The organism is Bacillus sp. FSL H8-0547 (genome assembly GCA_038002745.1).
Taxonomy (GTDB): Bacteria; Bacillota; Bacilli; order Bacillales; family Bacillaceae; genus Bacillus_P.
The window spans coordinates 1,517,904-1,536,512 of sequence record JBBODD010000001.1 but is presented as its reverse complement, the minus strand read 5'-3'; the positions used below and the strand labels follow the sequence as shown (position 1 = coordinate 1,536,512).

Below are 18,609 nucleotides of genomic sequence, written 5' to 3'. Positions count from 1 at the left end.
AAAAAACTTTTCAGGAGGTAAGAAATTATGGCTAAAGACATTAAATTCAGTGAAGACGCTCGCCGCGCAATGCTGCGCGGAGTTGACGCACTTGCAAATGCTGTAAAAGTAACACTTGGACCAAAAGGACGCAATGTGGTTCTTGAGAAAAAATTCGGATCTCCGCTAATCACAAATGACGGTGTAACCATCGCAAAAGAAATCGAGCTTGAAGATGCATTCGAAAACATGGGTGCAAAGCTTGTTGCTGAAGTTGCAAGCAAAACAAACGACGTAGCAGGTGACGGTACAACAACTGCTACGGTTCTTGCTCAGGCAATGATCCGCGAAGGTCTTAAAAACGTAACAGCAGGCGCTAACCCAATGGGTATCCGCAAAGGTATCGAAAAAGCGGTTGTTGTTGCTACAGAAGAGCTTAAAGCCATCTCTAAACCAATCGAAAGCAAAGAATCCATTGCTCAAGTAGCTGCGATTTCTGCTGCTGACGACGAAGTAGGTCAATTGATCGCTGAAGCAATGGAGCGCGTTGGCAACGACGGCGTTATCACAATCGAAGAATCAAAAGGCTTCACAACGGAGCTTGAAGTGGTTGAAGGTATGCAGTTCGACCGCGGATATGCATCTCCATACATGGTCACTGATTCAGACAAAATGGAAGCTGTCCTAGACAACCCGTACATCTTAATCACTGACAAAAAAATCACGAACATTCAGGAGATCCTTCCTGTACTTGAGCAGGTTGTACAACAAGGCAAGCCTCTACTATTGATTGCTGAGGATGTTGAAGGTGAAGCACTTGCTACTCTAGTAGTAAACAAACTTCGCGGAACATTCAATGCAGTAGCTGTTAAAGCTCCTGGATTCGGCGACCGCCGCAAAGCAATGCTTGAAGACATCTCTGTTCTTACAGGCGGAGAAGTGATCACTGAAGACTTAGGTCTTGACCTTAAATCAGCGAACATTTCCCAGCTTGGCCGCGCTTCTAAAGTTGTTGTAACAAAAGAAAACACAACAATCGTTGAAGGCGCTGGCGAGTCTGACAAAATCGCAGGCCGCGTAAAACAAATCCGTGCTCAATTAGAAGAAACAACTTCTGAGTTCGATAAAGAAAAATTACAAGAACGCCTTGCTAAACTTGCTGGTGGCGTAGCAGTCATCAAAGTTGGTGCTGCAACTGAAACAGAACTAAAAGAGCGCAAACTTCGCATTGAAGATGCCCTTAACTCTACTCGCGCTGCAGTAGAAGAAGGTATCGTATCAGGCGGTGGTACAGCCCTTGTAAATGTATACAACAAAGTAGCATCTGTTGAAGGAGAAGGCGACTTCGCGACAGGCGTAAACATCGTTCTTCGCGCACTTGAAGAGCCAGTACGCCAAATCGCTCACAACGCAGGCCTTGAAGGCTCAGTCATCGTTGAGCGCCTGAAGCATGCTGAAGTAGGCACTGGATTCAACGCTGCAACTGGCGCATGGGTAAACATGATCGAAGCCGGTATCGTTGACCCGACAAAAGTAACTCGTTCAGCGCTTCAAAACGCTGCATCTGTAGCGGCTATGTTCCTGACTACTGAAGCAGTAGTTGCTGACAAGCCTGAAGAAAACGCTCCTGCAATGCCTGATATGGGCGGCATGGGTGGAATGGGCGGAATGATGTAATCATTGCCCAAAAATAGAAGTAAATTGAGAGGTTTTCCAGAGAGATTTGGGAAGCCTCTTTTTTTACTGTTTTTCGTTCTAATAGCGTAACCTCTTGGAGGAATAACATAACTAGAGAGAAATTTTATATATAACTAAATAAAATAACCGAAGGAGATTTTAAATGAAGATAAAAGAAGAGTTTAAATACCTCAAATACTTTTATGATGGATACTACAACCAGTCATATAATGATACATTAGATGATCGATTTATTGATTTTAAAGATCTGGAGAATGATTGTTGGATACAAAAATTGAGGGAAGATATCAGTAAGCTCGAGGAGGTCTTCATTCAAGAAGATATTGAAAAATGGAATGAAATCGAAGCACTGGTTCATGATGACAGCTTAAGGTATCTTCCATATCATTTTGGAAAAGAATTTATTGAGACGGCAAAAAGGCACTTGTTTTAAATGAATATATGCATAATGTCTAGCATGTAGTAAACGAATCGCCTTGAATGCGTTGAGGGCTATCCAATAAATTCTTTTATTCTATTAAAAGGTACTGCATCTTCATATTTTTCTTTTGAAAAAGGAAGAACGTCAATTACCCCGAGTTTTGACATAATGATTTCTTCCCCGACTGCTTCTAATAGGAGATGAAAGAGCGGTGAAGCCATTGTCTCTGGCTGGTTCACGTGCTGGGAATCGATATAAAAATGGATGTTCACTTTTTCTGATTTTGAATCCCTATGAATCTCAAAAAATATTTCTTTTGGATAAAGAGTCCATTCCTTAAAAACAATAGTAAGATCGTCAATACTATCCGCAGGCGGGATAAAAGGAACGGCTTTCCAGCTTTGAGTGTGATCTTCCGGAAAACGGCTAATTAATGATCGTACATGAGGTATACCATCAGGGTTGCATTCGCAGGAAATATAAATGTAATCTGTCCCATGAAAACCAGGTGAGGATCCTATGTATACCGATAAAAGACGGTGAACTTTTTTCACGCGCTTATTAGCTTGCCAAAGACGGAATTTACTTATGAAAGAAGAATGCTCTATATTTTTATATTTCCATTCGTTTTTTAAGAACCAATTCCAAAATTCCCTCTCTTTTTGTTCGGTCCTGGAGCTATTGTTCATCCAACCCCCACCTTTCATATCAATGTAATCCTTTGCTGTTGCAAGATTCTTTCATGACAACTCTATAAATCTATTCTAAATGGAATTTGATATTTAATATACTTACAGGTCTTAGGAAACACAGCATGAATACATATCAAAATCCACCAAACAAAATACCCTCATCACTTGACCTACAGTCAACTCTAACAGTTACCATGGTTTCATAAGAGCAAAAAGAGGTATAGAGACGTAGAGAGAATTCTGCTTCTGTCCTTTGCTTTCTCTTACTATGAAACTATCACTATTGGAGGTTTTTCTATGATTACTGCTAAAGCAAGAGCTGTTGACGGGCCGGACAAACCTTTTAAAGAGGCTGAGATTACGCGCCGCGATTTGGATTCGAAGGATGTCTTGATTGAAATTAAATTTGCGGGGATCTGCCATTCTGACATTCATACGGCGCATGGGGAATGGGGCGAGGTGAATTATCCGCTTGTACCTGGGCACGAGATTGCGGGGATTGTCACGGATGTAGGACCCGAGGTTACAAAATACAAGGTCGGTGACCGCGTCGGGGTCGGCTGTATGGTAGACTCCTGCGGTGATTGCGAGAACTGCCAGAAAGGGGAGGAACAATACTGCCTGAAAGGAAACATTCCTACCTACGCTGGTGTTGATAAATACGGGGAGCCGACTCAGGGCGGTTATTCTACTCATATTGTCGTGGTCGAGGATTTTGTGCTGAGCATTCCGGATGAGATTGAGCTTGATCAGGCTGCACCGCTTCTTTGTGCGGGCATTACGACCTTTTCTCCGCTGCATCACTGGAAAGCAGGTCCGGGCAAAAAGGTAGCGATTGTCGGTCTCGGCGGTCTTGGTCATATGGCTGTTAAGATTGCAAACGCTATGGGTGCGGAAGTGACGGTGCTGTCCCAAACCTTGAAGAAAAAAGAAGACGGTATGCGGTTTGGAGCGGCTGATTACTATGCAACAAGTGATCCGGAGACGTTTGAAAAGCTTGCCGGCACGTTTGATCTGATTATTAACACGGTAAGTGCCAAGCTGAAGCTTGATGATTATCTTTCCCTTCTGACTCTTGATGGCAGTCTGGTAAACGTCGGCGCTCCCGCCGAACCTCTGTCATTAAACGTGTTCTCTCTGATTGCCCACCGCCGTTCGTTTGCGGGATCCTTAATCGGCGGAATCCGTGAGACACAGGAGATGCTGGATTTCTGTGCAGAGCATAACATTGCTCCTGAGATTGAAGTCATCTCAGCCGATCAAATTAATGAAGCATACGACCGTGTAATGAAATCAGATGTAAAGTACCGGTTTGTCATTGATATCAGCACAATGTAAGGCAGCAGTTACGTTCAGGGTGTTCAAAGGTCAATCTTTGGACACCCTTTTCTGTATGCTTAAAAAGAAGCGGGAGCCGTGCTCGATTTCACATGCTAATGCTGCCATAGCTTCTCATAACAGGAGGCTTTCCATATGGAAGGCTCCTTTTTTATGGTGAAGAACGAAGCATCATGCATTTTAACCCTCTTTTTGAAAAGCAGAGGACGCTTTCCTGAAACATCCGTGTCCTTTCTGTATAATGAGTGTACAGAAACTAGAGGTGAGTGGATGAAGAAAGGAAAATGGAGTCTTCAGGTAACGATTACGGTATTCGTCTGTGCGGTTGTTGCTCTGTCTCTTTTGGTGACCAATTTGCTTGTAACTAGTACGGTGACGGAGAACAGCGAGAGAAACCAGGAGGAAAAGGCCGGGAATGTAGCAAGGATTATGGCGGAAACGCCGCTGATTATTGACGCACTGGATGGAAAGGGAGATAAGGCAGCCGTGCAGGATTACGCCAATCAAGTCCGCAGGGCTTCGGGTGTTCAATTTGTCGTGATTATGGATATGAAGGGGACGCGGCTTTCCCATCCTGATCCAGCGAAGGTCGGGAAGCCGTTTGTCGGCGGAGATGAAGAGGAAGTATTGAGAGGGAAAGCATATACAAGCATATCAGAGGGGACACTTGGACGGTCGCTCCGGTCTTTCACCCCGATTTTTAACGCAGAAGGAGTGGAAGTCGGGGCTGCTGCGGTCGGAATCTCTCTTGAGGAGGTAAATGATGCGGCGGAAAGGAGCCGGGAAAATATCCTGATTGGAACGGTTCTTGGGATTCTTGCCGGAATGGCGGGAGCGGTTTTCCTCGCGAAGTACATTAAGAGAATTCTGTTCGGACTGGAGCCGTTTGCGATTGCCAAGCTTCTTCAGGAGAGGAGTGCCGTTCTTCAGTCTGTCCGGGAAGGGGTCATAGCCGTCGACCAAGATGCCAACATTACTCTTGTGAATAAAGCGGCGGAAAAGCTCGTGCATAAGGCGGGGCTGACGATTCAAAATCCGGTGGGGAAGGATATTAATGACTATATGCCGTCTTCCACTCTGAAGCGGGTGCTGCAGACAGGGAAGCCGGAACTTGATGAAGAGCAGGAATTAAAAGGCATCACTCTTCTTACAAACAGGGTGCCGGTTATTCTGGACGGCAAAACGGTCGGGGCGGTGGCGACGTTCCGTGATAAAACGGAAATCAGCCAGCTTGCCGAGCAGCTGACCGGTGTGAGGCTTTATGCGGATGCTCTCAGAGCTCAATCACACGAATTTATGAATAAACTGCATGTCATTTTAGGGATGGTCCATATGAAGCATTATGAGGAGCTGGCCGGCTATATCAGCGGAGTTGTGGGGCATCATCAGGGCGAAATCGGCTCCATTTCAAGGAAGATAAAAGATCCGGTGCTGGCGGGCTTTTTAATCGGCAAGGTCAGCAAAGCCAGGGAAGAGGGAGCGGAGCTTGTCTACACGACCGGTTATCCTGTGCCGGAAGGGGAGGAACACCTTACCCACGAGCTGATTACCATCATCGGAAATTTAATTGATAACTCACTTGCAGCCGTTGAACATTCTGCGCACAAAAAGGTCAGTGTCCATTTTGACTATGGCGATGAGATCCTGACCGTGGAAGTGAAGGATACAGGCAGCGGAATGAGTGACGACATTCAAAGCCGGATCTTTGAAAAAGGTTTTTCTACGAAAGGCAGTGACCGCGGGATCGGTTTGCATTTAGTCCGCGAGAGTCTTTCAAGGCTTGATGGAGACATGGAGATTCAATCAAAAGAAGGAAGGGGAACGAAAGTGGCCGTTTACATCCCATACGAAAGCAAAGGTGGCACGTCATGACCAGGGTGATGATTGTAGAAGATGATCCGATGGTGGCCGAGTTCAATAAGCGGTATTTGGCCCAGTCCGGCGGATTCGAACTGGCAGCCGTCTGCACCTCGGTCGGAGAAGCTGTTGCGGCTCTTGAAAACAGCCAGATAGACCTGATTCTTCTGGATATCTTTATGCCGGGTAAAAGCGGACTCGATCTGTTGGCGTATATCCGGGAAAAAAAGAAGGAGATAGATGTTATCGTCATCTCTGCAGCCTCCGATATTGACCGTGTGCAGAAGGCTCTCAGGCTCGGTGCAGTGGATTATCTGATTAAGCCGTTTGAATACGAAAGGTTTCACGAGGCGCTTTCGGCATACAGGGAAAAGGCCTCTTTTATCCTGAAGCAGCAGGTTCTAAGCCAGAAAGACCTGGATGAGATGCTGCTCCGCAAAGAGGAGCGGCATTTGCCGGAGGACCTTCCGAAAGGTCTGACACAGGAAACACTGAAGCTTACCTGGACAGCCATTCTTGAACTTGAAGCTGAGCATTTTTCCATAGATGACCTCGTCAGCAAGGTGGGCATATCCCGCGTATCGGTACGGAAATACTTGAAGTTTCTGATTGATGCCGGGGTGCTGAATGTCAAGGTCAGCTACGGTACGATCGGCAGACCAGTTTATCAGCATTCAGTCAATCAATCCAAAATTCACATAATGAACCAGTATATGTAAGCGGATGCTCTCCGCTTGCTTTTTTTAATTTTAGTAACGCTTTCATAAGTTTCATAAACTAGGATTCTCCGGTTTTCTCTCCTATGATAGGGAAAGAAGAGACAGGAGGGTATTCCTTTGAAATCAGCTAACGCAATGAAAACGCTTCCTTTTGAAGCGGAACAGCAAAAAAGAAAAGGCTTATGGTACAAAATCAACCAGTTGAAGATCGGTGTCATTCCGCTGCCGGTTTACCTTGTCATAGCTCTCATCGTCTATGGAGCTGCAGTAAACAATGAACTTCCACCCGATATGATTGGGGGATTTGCCCTGATTATGGTCATGGGAATTCTGCTTGGCGACCTGGGTATGAAAATTCCCATTCTGAAAAGCATTGGAGGACCGGCGATTCTGTCGCTGCTGGTTCCGTCCATTCTCGTCTTTTACAATGTGCTGAATCCTGCTTCTATGGAAGCCGTCACCACATTGATGAAAACATCCAACTTTTTATATCTTTATATCTCCATTTTAGTCGCAGGAAGCATCCTCGGAATGACGCGGAGCCTTCTGATTCAAGGGTTTATGAGGATGTTTGTCCCCCTCGTTCTTGGTACGCTTGCATCTGTGGCAGCGGCCATGCTCGTAGGATCCCTGTTCGGCTACAGCTTGAAGCACACATTCTTTTATATTGTCGTGCCGATCATTGGAGGAGGCATCGGGGAAGGTATTCTCCCGCTGTCGCTGGGCTATTCGCAGATTCTTGGAGGATCGCCTGAAAGCTATGTGTCCCAGATGATTCCCGCAGCCGTAATTGGAAACATTGCCGCCATCATCTGCGCAGGTCTGATGAAAAATCTTGGAGAACGCAGACCGGATTTGACCGGAAACGGCGTTCTTGTGAAATCGAAAGATGGAAACACGTTCAAGGAAGATGAGTCTAAATTCAATAAAATCGACTTTTCGCTGATGGGAGCAGGACTTCTGATTGCCTGCACGTTCTTTATTTTCGGAGGACTCGCGCACAAATTCCTCGGAATTCCGGGACCGGTGCTGATGATTGTCGCCGCAACCCTGGTGAAATGCTTTCAGCTTCTTCCGGCCAAGATGGAGCAGGGGTCGTTCCACTTGTACAAGTTCATCTCAACCAGCCTGACATGGCCGCTTATGGTTGGACTTGGCATACTGTACATTCCTCTTGAAGATGTTGTGAAGATTGTAACGCCCGGCTATATTCTAGTCTGCATCAGCGTTGTTGTTGCAATGGTAACTACCGGTTATTTCACAGGCAAGCTGATGAAGATGTATCCGGTCGACTCGGCCATTGTTACAGGCTGTCACAGCGGCCTTGGAGGAACCGGAGATGTGGCGATTCTGTCTGCTTCCAACCGGATGTCGCTCATGCCGTTCGCACAGGTTGCAACAAGACTCGGCGGTGCATCAACAGTAATCATCGCTATCCTGCTTATGAAATTACTCGGTTAAAAAAGGAGACTGTTTACATTGAATGAAGCATTGATAAAAGAAAAAGCCCTAAAGCTCCACCAGGAACTTGCGGGAAAAATAGAGATCACAGGAAAAATGGATATTCAATCGGCACAGGATTTAAGCCTGGCCTACACGCCTGGCGTAGCAGAATCATGCCGCATGATTGCTGAGAACAGCGAAGAAAGCTTCAGCCTGACGGCGCGCAGCAACATGGTCGCCATCGTGACGGACGGAACTGCCGTACTTGGCATGGGAGATATTGGCCCTGAAGCCGCCATGCCGGTTATGGAAGGAAAGTCTATGCTCTTTAAGCAGTTCGGTGGAGTCGATGCTTTCCCGATCTGTCTTGACGAAAAAGATCCGGATGAAATCGTGAAAATCGTCAAAGCACTTGAACCTACCTTCGGGGGCGTAAACCTTGAGGATATTGCAGCCCCGCGCTGCTTTGAAATTGAAGAGAGACTGAAAAAAGAGCTGAACATCCCGGTTTTCCATGATGACCAGCATGGAACCGCCATTGTTGTTTACGCTGCACTGATCAATGCACTGCGCCTTGTGAAGAAAAAACAGGAGGAAATCAAGCTTGTGCTTAATGGGGCAGGCTCTGCCGGTATTGCCATTGCAAAGCTCCTTCTTGAAGCAGGGATACAGGATATCACCCTGGTCAGTCTTGAAGGCATTCTCTGCCCGGGCGAGGATTGGATGAATCCAAGCCAGGCGAAAATCGCAGAGGAAACAAACCGTGCAAGAACCCGCGGAACACTGAAAGATGCCATTGCCGGAGCCGATGTGTTCATTGGTGTATCCGGACCTGGTGCTTTGACCGGAGAATTGGTTCAAACCATGAACCGGGACGCTATTGTCCTGGCACTGGCCAATCCGACCCCTGAAATCTTCCCTGAAGAAGCGCTTTCTGCAGGGGCGGCGGTCGTCGGCACAGGCCGTTCGGACTTCCCGAATCAGGTCAACAACGTTCTTGCTTTCCCCGGCATTTTCCGGGGTGCCCTTGATGTCCGGGCTGTCGATATCACGATGGAAATGAACCTCGCAGCCGCCCGCGCTATTGCGGAGCTTATAACCGAAGATGAGCTGAACCCGAACTACATTATTCCGGATGCTCTCGATCCAAGAGTTGTCTCAAGCGTCGCTGCTGCTGTCGGTGAAGCTGCAGTTGCTGCAGGAGTTGCAAGGATCGGAAAGCTTCAGGAAGTTTGATGATGGATTAACAAGAATCTTGTAAATAAAAGAATCAGGGTGAATTTGAGTGTAAACTGCTCAAATTCACCTTTTTTTCTGTATTGCTATTTATGTCAGACTGTTTGGTGGTTCTTTAGAAGTTTCCTGTAGCGTAATATTCCTGAGCATTCGTACAGTATAATCAGCGGCTGGTTGTCAGATAGCGTAAGATACCCGCTCTTTCGTACGTTATAATCAGTGACTGGTGTTCAGATAGCGTAAGATTCATACGCATTCGTACGTTATAACCAGTGGCCGGTGTTCAGATAGAGTAAGATTCCTGCTCTTTCGTACGTTATAACCAGTGGCCGGTGTTCAGATAGAGTAAGATTTCTGCTCTTTCGTACGTTATAACCAGTAGTTGTTGTTCAGATAGCGTAAGATTCATACGCATTCGTACGTTATAATTAGTAGCTGTTGTTCAGATAGCGAAAGATACCCGCGCATTCGTACGTTATAACCGGTGGCCGGTGGTCAGATAGCATACGAATTAGCTATTTTAAAATTAGTGCAATTCAACTGCTCTAATGTTTTATCCAACCTCTTTTCGTACATAACATTCTGACTGCAGCTGGATTTGTCTATAAAGGATTCCTCTTATTTCTTCCAATACAAATCTTTTGAAAATAATCCAAATCCTTCACCGCTTTTTACCTCCCCTTTACATTCTTATAAACGCCTTGTAATAAGTCCTTATTACTGCCTTTAAATTGAGCCGGTAGAATCATGGGTGAAGACATCTTGAAGGAGGAATTACCTTGGACAAGAATCATGATCAGCATCAATCAGGCAGTAATTACGATAAATCACGCAGGACGTTCCTGAAGTATTTCCTGGCAGGATCTGCGGTTATGGCACTGGAGACGTCCGGAATCTCCCGTTTGACGTCGATGGTTTCCCGTGCGGAAGCGGCAACAGCAGTTCAGCCTTATGCTGCATCACAAGCGATTGGGAAAGGGTTCCCGCAGTCTGTTGCGTCAGGTGATCCGACGCCGACGGGTGCGATGCTTTGGACAAGGGTTGATCCTTCTTTGGAGACTGGTTTAACGAATAAGGAATTCTCTAGTGAAGTCATTTACTGGCTTGAAAATGAAGCTTCAAACGATGCTTCATTAGAAGACGGCATTAATCAAGGTAAATTCATTATGTTTGAGATAAGTAAAAAAGAAGATTTTTCTGAAGTGGAAATGAGAGGTTTCTCTCCGATCTGGAAGGACCATGACCATGTTGTGCGTGTCGACCTGGATGGTGAGCTCGCTTCCAGTCAGACGTACTATTACCGGTTCATTACAAAGAGCGGACTTGTCAGTAAGACAGCCCGTTTCAAGACACTGCCGCAAGAAGGTGCGGATGTGCAGTCAGCATCGATCGGATATGTGTCGTGCCAGGATTACACCAACGGCTATTTTAACGCGCTAGGCCACATGGCGGATGAGGAAATGGACTTTTTCCTGCATCTCGGAGACTACATTTATGAGTCGGTCGGCGACGCTGCCTACCAGGGGAATATTGATGGCCGCCAAATCAAACTGCCCAGCGGACAGAGCAAGGCGTTCACGATTCAGGACTACCGCAAGCTGTACCAGACGTACCGTTCGGACAAGGACCTGCAAAAGCTTCATGAAAAGCATGCCATGATCGGAATCTGGGATGACCATGAGTTTGCCAACGACACGTATTATCCGGCCGTCGCACCGGATGATAATCCGGAATCCGATCCGGCCCGCCGGCTTGTTGCGAATCAGGTATGGTTTGAATACATTCCGGCACGTGTCCCTTACAATCCAAATGGAACATTTGAAGATTCCGTTAAAATCTACCGCACCATTACGCTCGGAAATCTTGCATCGATCATCATGACGGATGAGCGTCTTTACCGAAGTGCGCACCCTTGCGGACAAGGTACGCTGGACCGCTACCTGGCACGCGGATGTGAGGATATTAACCTTTCGAGCCGTACGATGCTCGGGAAAACCCAGAAAGAGTGGTTCTTAAATGAGCTGAAAAACGCCAAGGGAACGTGGAAGATCTGGGGCAATGAAGTACAGGTAACACAATTGAAAGCGCTGGGGAGATATCTGAACCTTGATGCATGGGACGGCTATGCTTATGAAAGACAGCAGATTGCCCAAACGGTGCTTGACAATGGAATCAAAAACTTCCTTGCGCTGACAGGAGATTTTCACACATTCGAAGCATCTTACATGCAAAATGAGTATAAACGCGGCGGTGAAAAGTTCGGTGTGGAGCTGATGGTCGGTTCTGTCACATCCAGTAACTTGAGAGAATCCCTTCGCAACTCCATGAACTCAATACCTGATGTTTCAAGTCCAATTCCAATGGACGCAGCAGATGAGCTGGTGAAACGGTTAAAAGGGAAATTCAGCAGCGTTTCAACTTTTACAGCAGAGCTGCTTTTTAAAGAGCTTCAAAATATCGTGAAAATAGAAAATCCATGGATTGACTTGTTTGACAGCACAACTCACGGATATGCCGTGCTGCAGCTCAGCAAGACAAAAGCAACATGGACTGCCTACTCGGTCGATAATATCGAAAAGCCGCAGGCAACCAAAAAGCTGCTGTGGCAATGTGAAGTGCCGAACGGCGAAGTGAAAATAAACGTTTTACAAGGAAGCATACTTTAAAAAACAGGAGGGCGTTTTCATGCTGCAAAATATCGGAGTTCCAGGCCTGATTTTAATTGTCATCATTGCATTAATTGTATTCGGACCTTCAAAACTGCCGGAAATCGGACGTTCTTTCGGGGTAACCCTGCGTGAGTTCAAGAAAGGCACGAAAGACTTGATGTCAGAAGAAGAGCCGAAGAAAGCGAAGAAAGAAGAAACGGCTCCTGTTCAAAGAGAATCTTAAGAGCAGAAAAGGGAGGGACTTGGCTTCGTGCGGTCTCTCTTTTTCTAAGATGGAGGGGTGAAGATGACACAACAGGAGTTTATCCAGAATCATTTGATGGAATTGCGGAAGCGGATTATCACAGTGGCTGTTGCTTATGCGGTTCTCTTGATAGCCGGATTTTTAAGTGTGGAGCACATCTACCGCTGGATCCTTAACGACGCAGAGCTTGAGCTCACAGTCCTTGGGCCTTCTGATATTCTGTGGATCTATTTTACACTAGCGAGTATTTGCGCGTTTGCCTGCTGTATTCCGCTGATCACCTATCAGGTGTGGGCATTCATCAAGCCTGCATTGAAACCGGTGGAACGTTCGGCAGCCTTGATATTCATTCCATTGTTATTCTTTTTATTTGTGAGCGGAGTGGCGTTTGGCTACTTTTTGGTTTTTCCGATGGTGTTTGAGTTTATCGTGTCGCTGTCTGACGGGATGTTTGAGACGATGTTCACGGCGGAAAAATACTTCCGGTTCTTATTCCAGATCATCCTGCCCTTGGGACTGCTCTTTGAATTGCCGGCCGTCGTTTTATTTCTAACAGAAATCGGGCTGTTAACTCCTGAGTTTATGAGGAAATACCGAAAGTACGTCTTTTTCGGACTCGTTGTCCTGTCGGCCGTTATAACGCCGCCGGACTTTGTCTCCCAGCTGTTCGTGCTCATTCCGATGATCATGCTGTACGAAATCAGCATCTGGCTCTGCGCGTGGCGTTCGCAGAAGAAGACAGTGACTGCTTTATCGCATAATGTGTGATGCTGGAATTTTCACCTATGTCAAGCCGTTTATACACCTACTCTGCCCAGAAGCTTCCCATGAGTTGATGAAACTTGTGTGGAGCTTCTATTGCTGCTATTGAAACCGCAAATGCAAAAAATGTTAAAATAGTTGACACCATTACTACTAAGTAATACTATATATAAGTAATAAGCAATACTGAATAGCGTTTGAATATGTCACACAAAATAAAGGAGGTTCTCAACATAGAAAATTTAACGGAAATGCTGAAGGGATCGCTTGAGGGGTGCGTGCTGGAGATTATCAGCCGCCATGAAACGTATGGCTATGAGATAACCCGCCGTCTGAATGAACTTGGATTTACGGAAGTAGTGGAAGGGACAGTCTACACCATCCTTGTGCGTCTGGAAAAAAAACAACTGGTGAACATTGAAAAAAAACCGTCGGATATGGGCCCGCCCCGCAAGTTTTACACGCTGAATGAAGCAGGCAGAAAGGAACTTGATCTTTTTTGGAGAAAATGGGATTTTGTATCTGCGAAAATTAATGTTCTGAAGTCAAATTAGGAATTAGCTGTGATTAAAGGAGGAAACAAGATGATGGACTGGTTTAGAAAGATGATTGGCGACAAAAAAGAATACAGAACGATGATGGCACGGGTTGAAGCCCTGCCGGAGGATTATCAGTTTGTTTTTAAGAAAATTCAGCATTATATGTGGGGTTTCTCTTCAGGCAGCGGGATGGATATGCTGCATATCCAATATGAGCTGATTGAATTGTTTGAAGGCGGAGCGGCAGAAGGCAGACAAGTGCTGGAGATTACCGGAGAGGATGTGGCTGCATTTGCTGATGAACTTGTGGCAAACGCGAAAACATATGCCGCCAAGCAGCGTGAAAATCTGAACCAGAGCATTATGAAGCAATTGGGGAAAAACGATAAAAAATCTTGACTGAATAGCCGGCTATTCTTGTAAGTGGCCATCTTCGCTGTTCAGGTATTTTTTAGTCATGTACTAAGTGATACGTGTTACCAGTAAGACTTAATAGCTGGTGTGAGTCATTCAACAAAATTTATATGGGAGGAATTAGGATGAAGCATGCCGCAAGCTAGGATAAGCATCAAGCCGCTGGTCATATAGAAGGCTGCTCAAATGATTGAGCAGTCCTTGCGTGTTAATTAATTGTAAAAATTAGGTAAATATTCCGTCCGTATATTGACTGGAACCGAGGATAGTGTGATGATTAAAGAAGAAAACTAAGTCTTTTATCCTATAAAAATCCACCTGTTTTACCGCGGGAAATCCCTCTCTTTTTTATCAATTCTAATGATACAATTTTAGCAATAATCCTAAAAAACCTCTACAAAACTCCATCTAAAGGAGGTGAATCCATTTGTAAACAATGTTTAAAACCTTTATGAAATTGTATTCTTATGTACGTTCAATTTTAAAGGAGGACAAATGATGGGACATGATATTTGCGGTTACAATCAGGCAGGAGAGGAAATTGCCTATCTTCGTTTCAGTATGGGTAATGGACACGCGTCAATTGTATACGGTGTACTTGATGCAGACGAATTTAACGGAGGAGTCAGCGGAACAGGCAGCAGCTCGTCTTTTTCCATGCAGCAAATCGAAAAAGCTTTGAACGAATATCGGAAATTCTGGAAAATCAATAGAATACCGGAAAGTGAATTCGTTAAGTGGGAGATCAAACAAATACAGGACTTTTTATCTATTTCTATGTCAGCAGCAGAAAAAGAAGGAAATGTAAGGGTTAGTTTTAGTTAAGCCTCATAATGTCTTCTCTCAAATTACCTCTGGATGCCTCTGAATGATATTCTATCTCCAAGCACCCGATTTTTTTATTGATGAAAAATTTAAGAGCTCATTCTTTTCTGATGATCAGCTAAGAATGAGCTTTTTTCCATTGCGCTCAGCACAAAACAATCACCCTGTAAGGAACAGTCTGAGCAGGAATGCTTTTCGTGGAAGCCCCGTAAATCACAGCAAGATCACGGTTAGCGGGATTGCCCGTAAAAGCCTGGCCGTTTGTCAGCAATACTTGCGTAAAAGGCGAAAGGTTCAGCTTGAGCTGTCCGTCGCTGCTCACGAGCTGATTGTTGAAATACGATACTTTCACATTTTGATTCTGGCTTTCTTTTACCATCACCAGTGCCTGATATTGGGGCGGATAGATGAGCGGAACAGGTGCATTTCCGTCATAATATCCAGTCACAAGATCTCCTGTGGATACCATTGCATAGTCGACAAAATAAGTGGCAGGTGACACAATGAAATTTACAGTGGAGCCCGATTGATTTTCTGCTGTAAATATTTTAATGCAGCCGTCGCCGCTTTGACCTGTGTTAAAATCACTGATAGCTGTGACGATTCCTTGAAACGCATAAAAATTTTTCATGGATAAACCTCCATCCTTCGTACGCTTATGTACGTTATGCGGGCAGATACCTAAATGAGTGTGCGGATGCCTACCCGGAGACAAAATGGATCTGGATCCTTTTTCAGCAGGATTGATTCTCTTAAAAAATAAAGTATGATATTTTTATGAATTCGTTTACAATTTTTTCTGCTATAATAATTTCTAGTTTTTAGTATGTATAGAGAGGTGCCAAATAGAATGACTCCAAAGTATCTTCAAGTGGCCGGCCAGATAGAGTCTGATATTATCCGCCATGTTTATCAGAAAACGAATAAACTGCTGACGGAAGATGAATATGCCGTAAAATATCAGGTCAGCCGCAACACCGTTCGTAAAGCAATTGATATTCTTGTTAATAAGGGATATGTGTATCAAGTTCAGGGCAGCGGTGTGTTTATCCGCAACCACCACAACAGAGGACACGTCAATCTTGAGAGGCTGCAGGGGGTAACGAACGATTTCAGTGACCGCCTTGTAGAAAATAAACTTCTTGATTTTAAACTGATAGAGGCAGATGAGGATCTGGCAGTCAATATGGGCTGCAAAGCAGGTACATCTGTTTATTATGTGAAAAGGCTGAGATATGTTGATGGAGATCCTTTTTCGATTGAAACCTCTTACTTCAACAAAGACCTTGTGAAATATCTTGATGAAAATATCGTGAAGAAATCGATTTATAATTATTTGAGAAATGACCAGAAACTTGCGATTGGCTTTGCAGACAGAATCATCGGCGCAGACTATCTTACGTCTGAGCAGGCTGAATTGCTGGGGTTAAAGGAAAATGATCCGGCTTTAGTTGTGGATAATACGGTTTGTTTAACAAACGGCGCAATTTTTGATTATTCACAGTCCGTGCATCATTTCAAACATGTGAAATTACTGAAAGTATCGAATATGAAAGGTAGTTAAGTGTGAAGAGGGCTGAGGGCTCTCTTTTTTTTGATTAAATAAAAGGGTTTACATTTGAAATCTAGTAAGTTATTATAAGTTTATAAAATTTGTACCTATGAATTTAAATTATACTTATGAAAGGGTGTTCATAGATGGTTGAACAAGCAATTGAAATAAGCCCTGAAGATATTTTTGGATTGATTGCATTTTCAGGAGATGCGAAAGCAAGTTATCATGCAGCCTTGCATCTGCTCAGAGAAAACAAAATCGAAGAGGCAGAAGCTGAAGTAGCGAAAGGTGATTCGATTTTAAAAGAAGCACACGCGATCCAAACCAAATTTGTCACACTCGAGGCTCAAGGGAAATCAGCAAAAGTCGGCGTCCTGATGGTTCACGCCCAGGATCACTTAATGAATACGATTCTAGTAAAAGAGCTATTGGATCATATGATGACGATGCAAAAAGAAATTAACAAATTGAAAGGGATGAATTGATATGGTAAAGATCGGACTATTCTGTGCAGCAGGCATGTCAACTAGTATGTTAGTGGAGAAAATGAAAGCGGTTGCCGCTGAGCGCGGTGTAGAGGCTAAAATTGCAGCTTACCCTGAATCAGAGATGGAGAAGTATGCGGATGAAATTGATGTCGCTTTGCTTGGTCCTCAGGTGAAGTACTTACTGAATAAAGGTAAATCAATCTGTGAACCAAAAGGTGTTGCGATTGATGTGGTCAATACGGTTGACTACGGCATGATGAACGGCGCAAAAGTATTTGATCAGGCAATGAAACTAGCAAATAAATAAACGGGGTGAATGAACTTGAAAATGCCAAAGGATTTCCTGTTCGGTGCAGCATCGGCTTCTTACCAAGTAGAGGGTGCATGGAACGAGGATGGTAAAGGAGTTTCAAATTGGGACGTCTTTTCAAAGATTCCCGGTAAAACATTTGAAGGAACGAACGGTGATGTGGCCATTGACCACTATCACAGATATAAAGAAGACATCGCGCTCATGGCAGAAATGGGACTGGAATCATACCGCTTCTCGATTGCCTGGACACGCATTATCCCTGACGGTACTGGAGAGGTAAACCAAAAGGGTTTGGATTTCTATAACAATGTCATTGATGAATGTCTGAAATATGGCATTATCCCGTTTGTGACCCTGTATCACTGGGATCTGCCGCAGCCTCTTGAAGTAGACGGAGGATGGCGGAACACGAAAACATCGGATGCATTTGTCAGATTTGCTGAAGTTTGCTTCAAAGCTTTCGGCGACCGTGTACGAAACTGGATTACCTTTAACGAAACCGTTATCTTCTGTTCGTTAGGCTACTTAACAGGCGCACATCCGCCGGGAATCGAAGGGGATGCCAAAGCCTACTTCCAGGCAACACATAATGTATTTGTTGCTCATGCACGTGCAGTGGAAAGCTTTAAAAAGTCAGGCTATGAGGGCGAAATCGGTATTACTCACGTATTCAACCCTGCGTTCAGCATTGATGACGAAGAAGAAAATAAATTTGCAGAAAAACATGCGAATGCCTATTCAACACACTGGTATTACGATCCGATCTTAAAAGGATCTTACCCTGAATACGTAACGGATGCCCTTGAAGCTCAAGGTCTGCTTCCGGATATGACGGAGGACGAGCTTGCTCTGCTTCGCCGGACGGCTCCTATGAATGATTTCATCGGACTGAACTATTACTGCCCGCAGCGGGTCATGAAAAACGATTCAGCACTTGTTATGTCAGGCGGCCGCGAGAATTCAACAGGCAAACCTGGAAACCCGTCATTCGACGGCGTATACAAAACAGTCATGATGGATGACAAAGAGTATACGAAATGGGGCTGGGAAATCGCTCCTGACGCATTCCTCGATGGTATGCGCATGCTTAAAGAGCGTTACGGAAACATCAAGATGTATATCACTGAGAATGGTTTGGGAGATGAAGACCCGATCGCCGGTGAAGAGATTCTTGATCAGCCCCGAATCGACTATATTGAGAGTCATCTAAGAGCTGTAAAGAATGCCGTAAGCGAAGGAATTAATGTTTCAGGATACTTTGCCTGGTCTGTCATTGATTTGCTGAGCTGGCTGAATGGATACAAAAAACAATACGGATTTATCTACGTTGATCATAAAAATGGTCTTGCACGAAAACGGAAGCAGTCGTTCTTTTGGTACAAGGATATTATCGCCACTCGCGCAGAAGAACTTTAAG

At 44.8% G+C, this 18,609-nt stretch carries 19 protein-coding genes; 17 read left to right on the top strand and 2 right to left on the bottom strand.

Translation table 11 applies throughout. The features are described 5' to 3' along the window. The first annotated feature begins 27 nt into the window (after positions 1-27). Together groL and MHB63_07405 are read left to right on the top strand one after the other, a co-directional pair. Positions 28-1,656, top strand: coding sequence for a chaperonin GroEL (groL, locus tag MHB63_07410; GenBank protein MEK3806406.1), 1,629 nt, complete (start codon positions 28-30; stop codon positions 1,654-1,656). Between the two features lie 163 nt (positions 1,657-1,819). After that, entirely contained in the window at positions 1,820-2,110 is a 291-nt protein-coding gene (locus MHB63_07405) for a hypothetical protein (GenBank protein ID MEK3806405.1), read from the top strand. 59 nt (positions 2,111-2,169) lie between these two features. Here MHB63_07405 and MHB63_07400 read toward each other — a convergent pair whose 3' ends face one another. Continuing rightward, positions 2,170-2,787, bottom strand: a complete 618-nt coding sequence (locus MHB63_07400; GenBank protein MEK3806404.1) for a hypothetical protein — start codon at positions 2,785-2,787, stop codon at positions 2,170-2,172. A 300-nt stretch (positions 2,788-3,087) separates the two neighbouring features. Between MHB63_07400 and MHB63_07395 the strand changes: the two genes are divergently transcribed. The 11 genes from MHB63_07395 (at position 3,088) to MHB63_07345 (ending at position 14,836) form a co-directional block, all read left to right on the top strand. Further along, positions 3,088-4,128 (top strand): NAD(P)-dependent alcohol dehydrogenase, encoded by a 1,041-nt coding sequence (locus tag MHB63_07395; GenBank protein ID MEK3806403.1) that lies wholly within the window; start codon positions 3,088-3,090, stop codon positions 4,126-4,128. A gap of 270 nt (positions 4,129-4,398) precedes the next feature. Next, positions 4,399-6,000 (top strand): DcuS/MalK family sensor histidine kinase, encoded by a 1,602-nt coding sequence (dcuS, locus tag MHB63_07390; GenBank protein MEK3806402.1) that lies wholly within the window; start codon positions 4,399-4,401, stop codon positions 5,998-6,000. Continuing rightward, positions 5,997-6,704 carry a response regulator gene (locus tag MHB63_07385; GenBank protein ID MEK3806401.1) on the top strand — a complete coding sequence of 236 codons (708 nt, stop codon included), beginning with the start codon at positions 5,997-5,999 and terminating at the stop codon, positions 6,702-6,704. The genes dcuS and MHB63_07385 overlap by 4 nt, the downstream gene beginning before the upstream one ends. Positions 6,705-6,839: 135 nt before the next feature. Beyond that, the gene (locus tag MHB63_07380) at positions 6,840-8,165 is read left to right on the top strand and encodes a 2-hydroxycarboxylate transporter family protein (protein ID MEK3806400.1); all 1,326 of its coding nucleotides are present in this window, start codon (positions 6,840-6,842) and stop codon (positions 8,163-8,165) included. Between the two features lie 18 nt (positions 8,166-8,183). Then, complete coding sequence (locus tag MHB63_07375; protein ID MEK3806399.1) at positions 8,184-9,383, top strand: NADP-dependent malic enzyme; 1,200 nt, start codon at positions 8,184-8,186, stop codon at positions 9,381-9,383. A 779-nt stretch (positions 9,384-10,162) separates the two neighbouring features. Further along, positions 10,163-12,049: an alkaline phosphatase D family protein gene (locus tag MHB63_07370; protein ID MEK3806398.1), complete on the top strand. Its 1,887-nt coding sequence runs from the start codon at positions 10,163-10,165 to the stop codon at positions 12,047-12,049. Between the two features lie 19 nt (positions 12,050-12,068). Beyond that, complete coding sequence (gene tatA, locus MHB63_07365; protein ID MEK3806397.1) at positions 12,069-12,275, top strand: twin-arginine translocase TatA/TatE family subunit; 207 nt, start codon at positions 12,069-12,071, stop codon at positions 12,273-12,275. Positions 12,276-12,338: 63 nt separating this feature from the next. After that, a complete protein-coding gene (gene tatC, locus MHB63_07360; GenBank protein ID MEK3806396.1) occupies positions 12,339-13,064 on the top strand; it encodes a twin-arginine translocase subunit TatC in 726 nt (241 codons plus the stop codon). 227 nt (positions 13,065-13,291) lie between these two features. Beyond that, entirely contained in the window at positions 13,292-13,612 is a 321-nt protein-coding gene (locus MHB63_07355) for a PadR family transcriptional regulator (GenBank protein ID MEK3806395.1), read from the top strand. Positions 13,613-13,642: 30 nt separating this feature from the next. Beyond that, a complete protein-coding gene (locus MHB63_07350; protein ID MEK3806394.1) occupies positions 13,643-13,996 on the top strand; it encodes a DUF1048 domain-containing protein in 354 nt (117 codons plus the stop codon). Positions 13,997-14,509: 513 nt separating this feature from the next. Next, positions 14,510-14,836: a hypothetical protein gene (locus tag MHB63_07345; protein MEK3806393.1), complete on the top strand. Its 327-nt coding sequence runs from the start codon at positions 14,510-14,512 to the stop codon at positions 14,834-14,836. 145 nt (positions 14,837-14,981) lie between these two features. Here the strand turns inward: MHB63_07345 and MHB63_07340 are convergent, their stop codons facing one another. Further along, on the bottom strand, positions 14,982-15,467 hold the full coding sequence (locus tag MHB63_07340) for a hypothetical protein (GenBank protein ID MEK3806392.1): 486 nt from the start codon (positions 15,465-15,467) through the stop codon (positions 14,982-14,984). Positions 15,468-15,686: 219 nt separating this feature from the next. Here MHB63_07340 and MHB63_07335 point away from each other — a divergent pair, with 219 nt between their 5' ends. The 4 genes from MHB63_07335 (at position 15,687) to MHB63_07320 (ending at position 18,608) form a co-directional block, all read left to right on the top strand. After that, the gene (locus MHB63_07335) at positions 15,687-16,400 is read left to right on the top strand and encodes a GntR family transcriptional regulator (protein MEK3806391.1); all 714 of its coding nucleotides are present in this window, start codon (positions 15,687-15,689) and stop codon (positions 16,398-16,400) included. A 134-nt stretch (positions 16,401-16,534) separates the two neighbouring features. Next, complete coding sequence (locus tag MHB63_07330; protein MEK3806390.1) at positions 16,535-16,876, top strand: PTS lactose/cellobiose transporter subunit IIA; 342 nt, start codon at positions 16,535-16,537, stop codon at positions 16,874-16,876. Position 16,877: 1 nt separating this feature from the next. Next, on the top strand, positions 16,878-17,186 hold the full coding sequence (locus MHB63_07325) for a PTS sugar transporter subunit IIB (GenBank protein MEK3806389.1): 309 nt from the start codon (positions 16,878-16,880) through the stop codon (positions 17,184-17,186). Between the two features lie 15 nt (positions 17,187-17,201). Then, on the top strand, positions 17,202-18,608 hold the full coding sequence (locus MHB63_07320) for a GH1 family beta-glucosidase (protein ID MEK3806388.1): 1,407 nt from the start codon (positions 17,202-17,204) through the stop codon (positions 18,606-18,608). Position 18,609 lies beyond the last annotated feature (1 nt).

Excerpts from the sequence above, each read along its gene's own strand:
- groL (MEK3806406.1), top strand. The coding sequence starts at position 28 with ATGGCTAAAGACATTAAATTCAGTGAAGACGCTCGCCGCGCAATGCTG.
- MHB63_07405 (MEK3806405.1), top strand. The coding sequence starts at position 1,820 with ATGAAGATAAAAGAAGAGTTTAAATACCTCAAATACTTTTATGATGGA.
- MHB63_07400 (MEK3806404.1), bottom strand. The coding sequence starts at position 2,787 with ATGAACAATAGCTCCAGGACCGAACAAAAAGAGAGGGAATTTTGGAAT.
- MHB63_07395 (MEK3806403.1), top strand. The coding sequence starts at position 3,088 with ATGATTACTGCTAAAGCAAGAGCTGTTGACGGGCCGGACAAACCTTTT.
- dcuS (MEK3806402.1), top strand. The coding sequence starts at position 4,399 with ATGAAGAAAGGAAAATGGAGTCTTCAGGTAACGATTACGGTATTCGTC.
- MHB63_07385 (MEK3806401.1), top strand. The coding sequence starts at position 5,997 with ATGACCAGGGTGATGATTGTAGAAGATGATCCGATGGTGGCCGAGTTC.
- MHB63_07380 (MEK3806400.1), top strand. The coding sequence starts at position 6,840 with ATGAAAACGCTTCCTTTTGAAGCGGAACAGCAAAAAAGAAAAGGCTTA.
- tatA (MEK3806397.1), top strand. The coding sequence starts at position 12,069 with ATGCTGCAAAATATCGGAGTTCCAGGCCTGATTTTAATTGTCATCATT.
- tatC (MEK3806396.1), top strand. The coding sequence starts at position 12,339 with ATGACACAACAGGAGTTTATCCAGAATCATTTGATGGAATTGCGGAAG.
- MHB63_07350 (MEK3806394.1), top strand. The coding sequence starts at position 13,643 with ATGATGGACTGGTTTAGAAAGATGATTGGCGACAAAAAAGAATACAGA.
- MHB63_07345 (MEK3806393.1), top strand. The coding sequence starts at position 14,510 with ATGGGACATGATATTTGCGGTTACAATCAGGCAGGAGAGGAAATTGCC.
- MHB63_07340 (MEK3806392.1), bottom strand. The coding sequence starts at position 15,467 with ATGAAAAATTTTTATGCGTTTCAAGGAATCGTCACAGCTATCAGTGAT.
- MHB63_07335 (MEK3806391.1), top strand. The coding sequence starts at position 15,687 with ATGACTCCAAAGTATCTTCAAGTGGCCGGCCAGATAGAGTCTGATATT.
- MHB63_07330 (MEK3806390.1), top strand. The coding sequence starts at position 16,535 with ATGGTTGAACAAGCAATTGAAATAAGCCCTGAAGATATTTTTGGATTG.
- MHB63_07325 (MEK3806389.1), top strand. The coding sequence starts at position 16,878 with ATGGTAAAGATCGGACTATTCTGTGCAGCAGGCATGTCAACTAGTATG.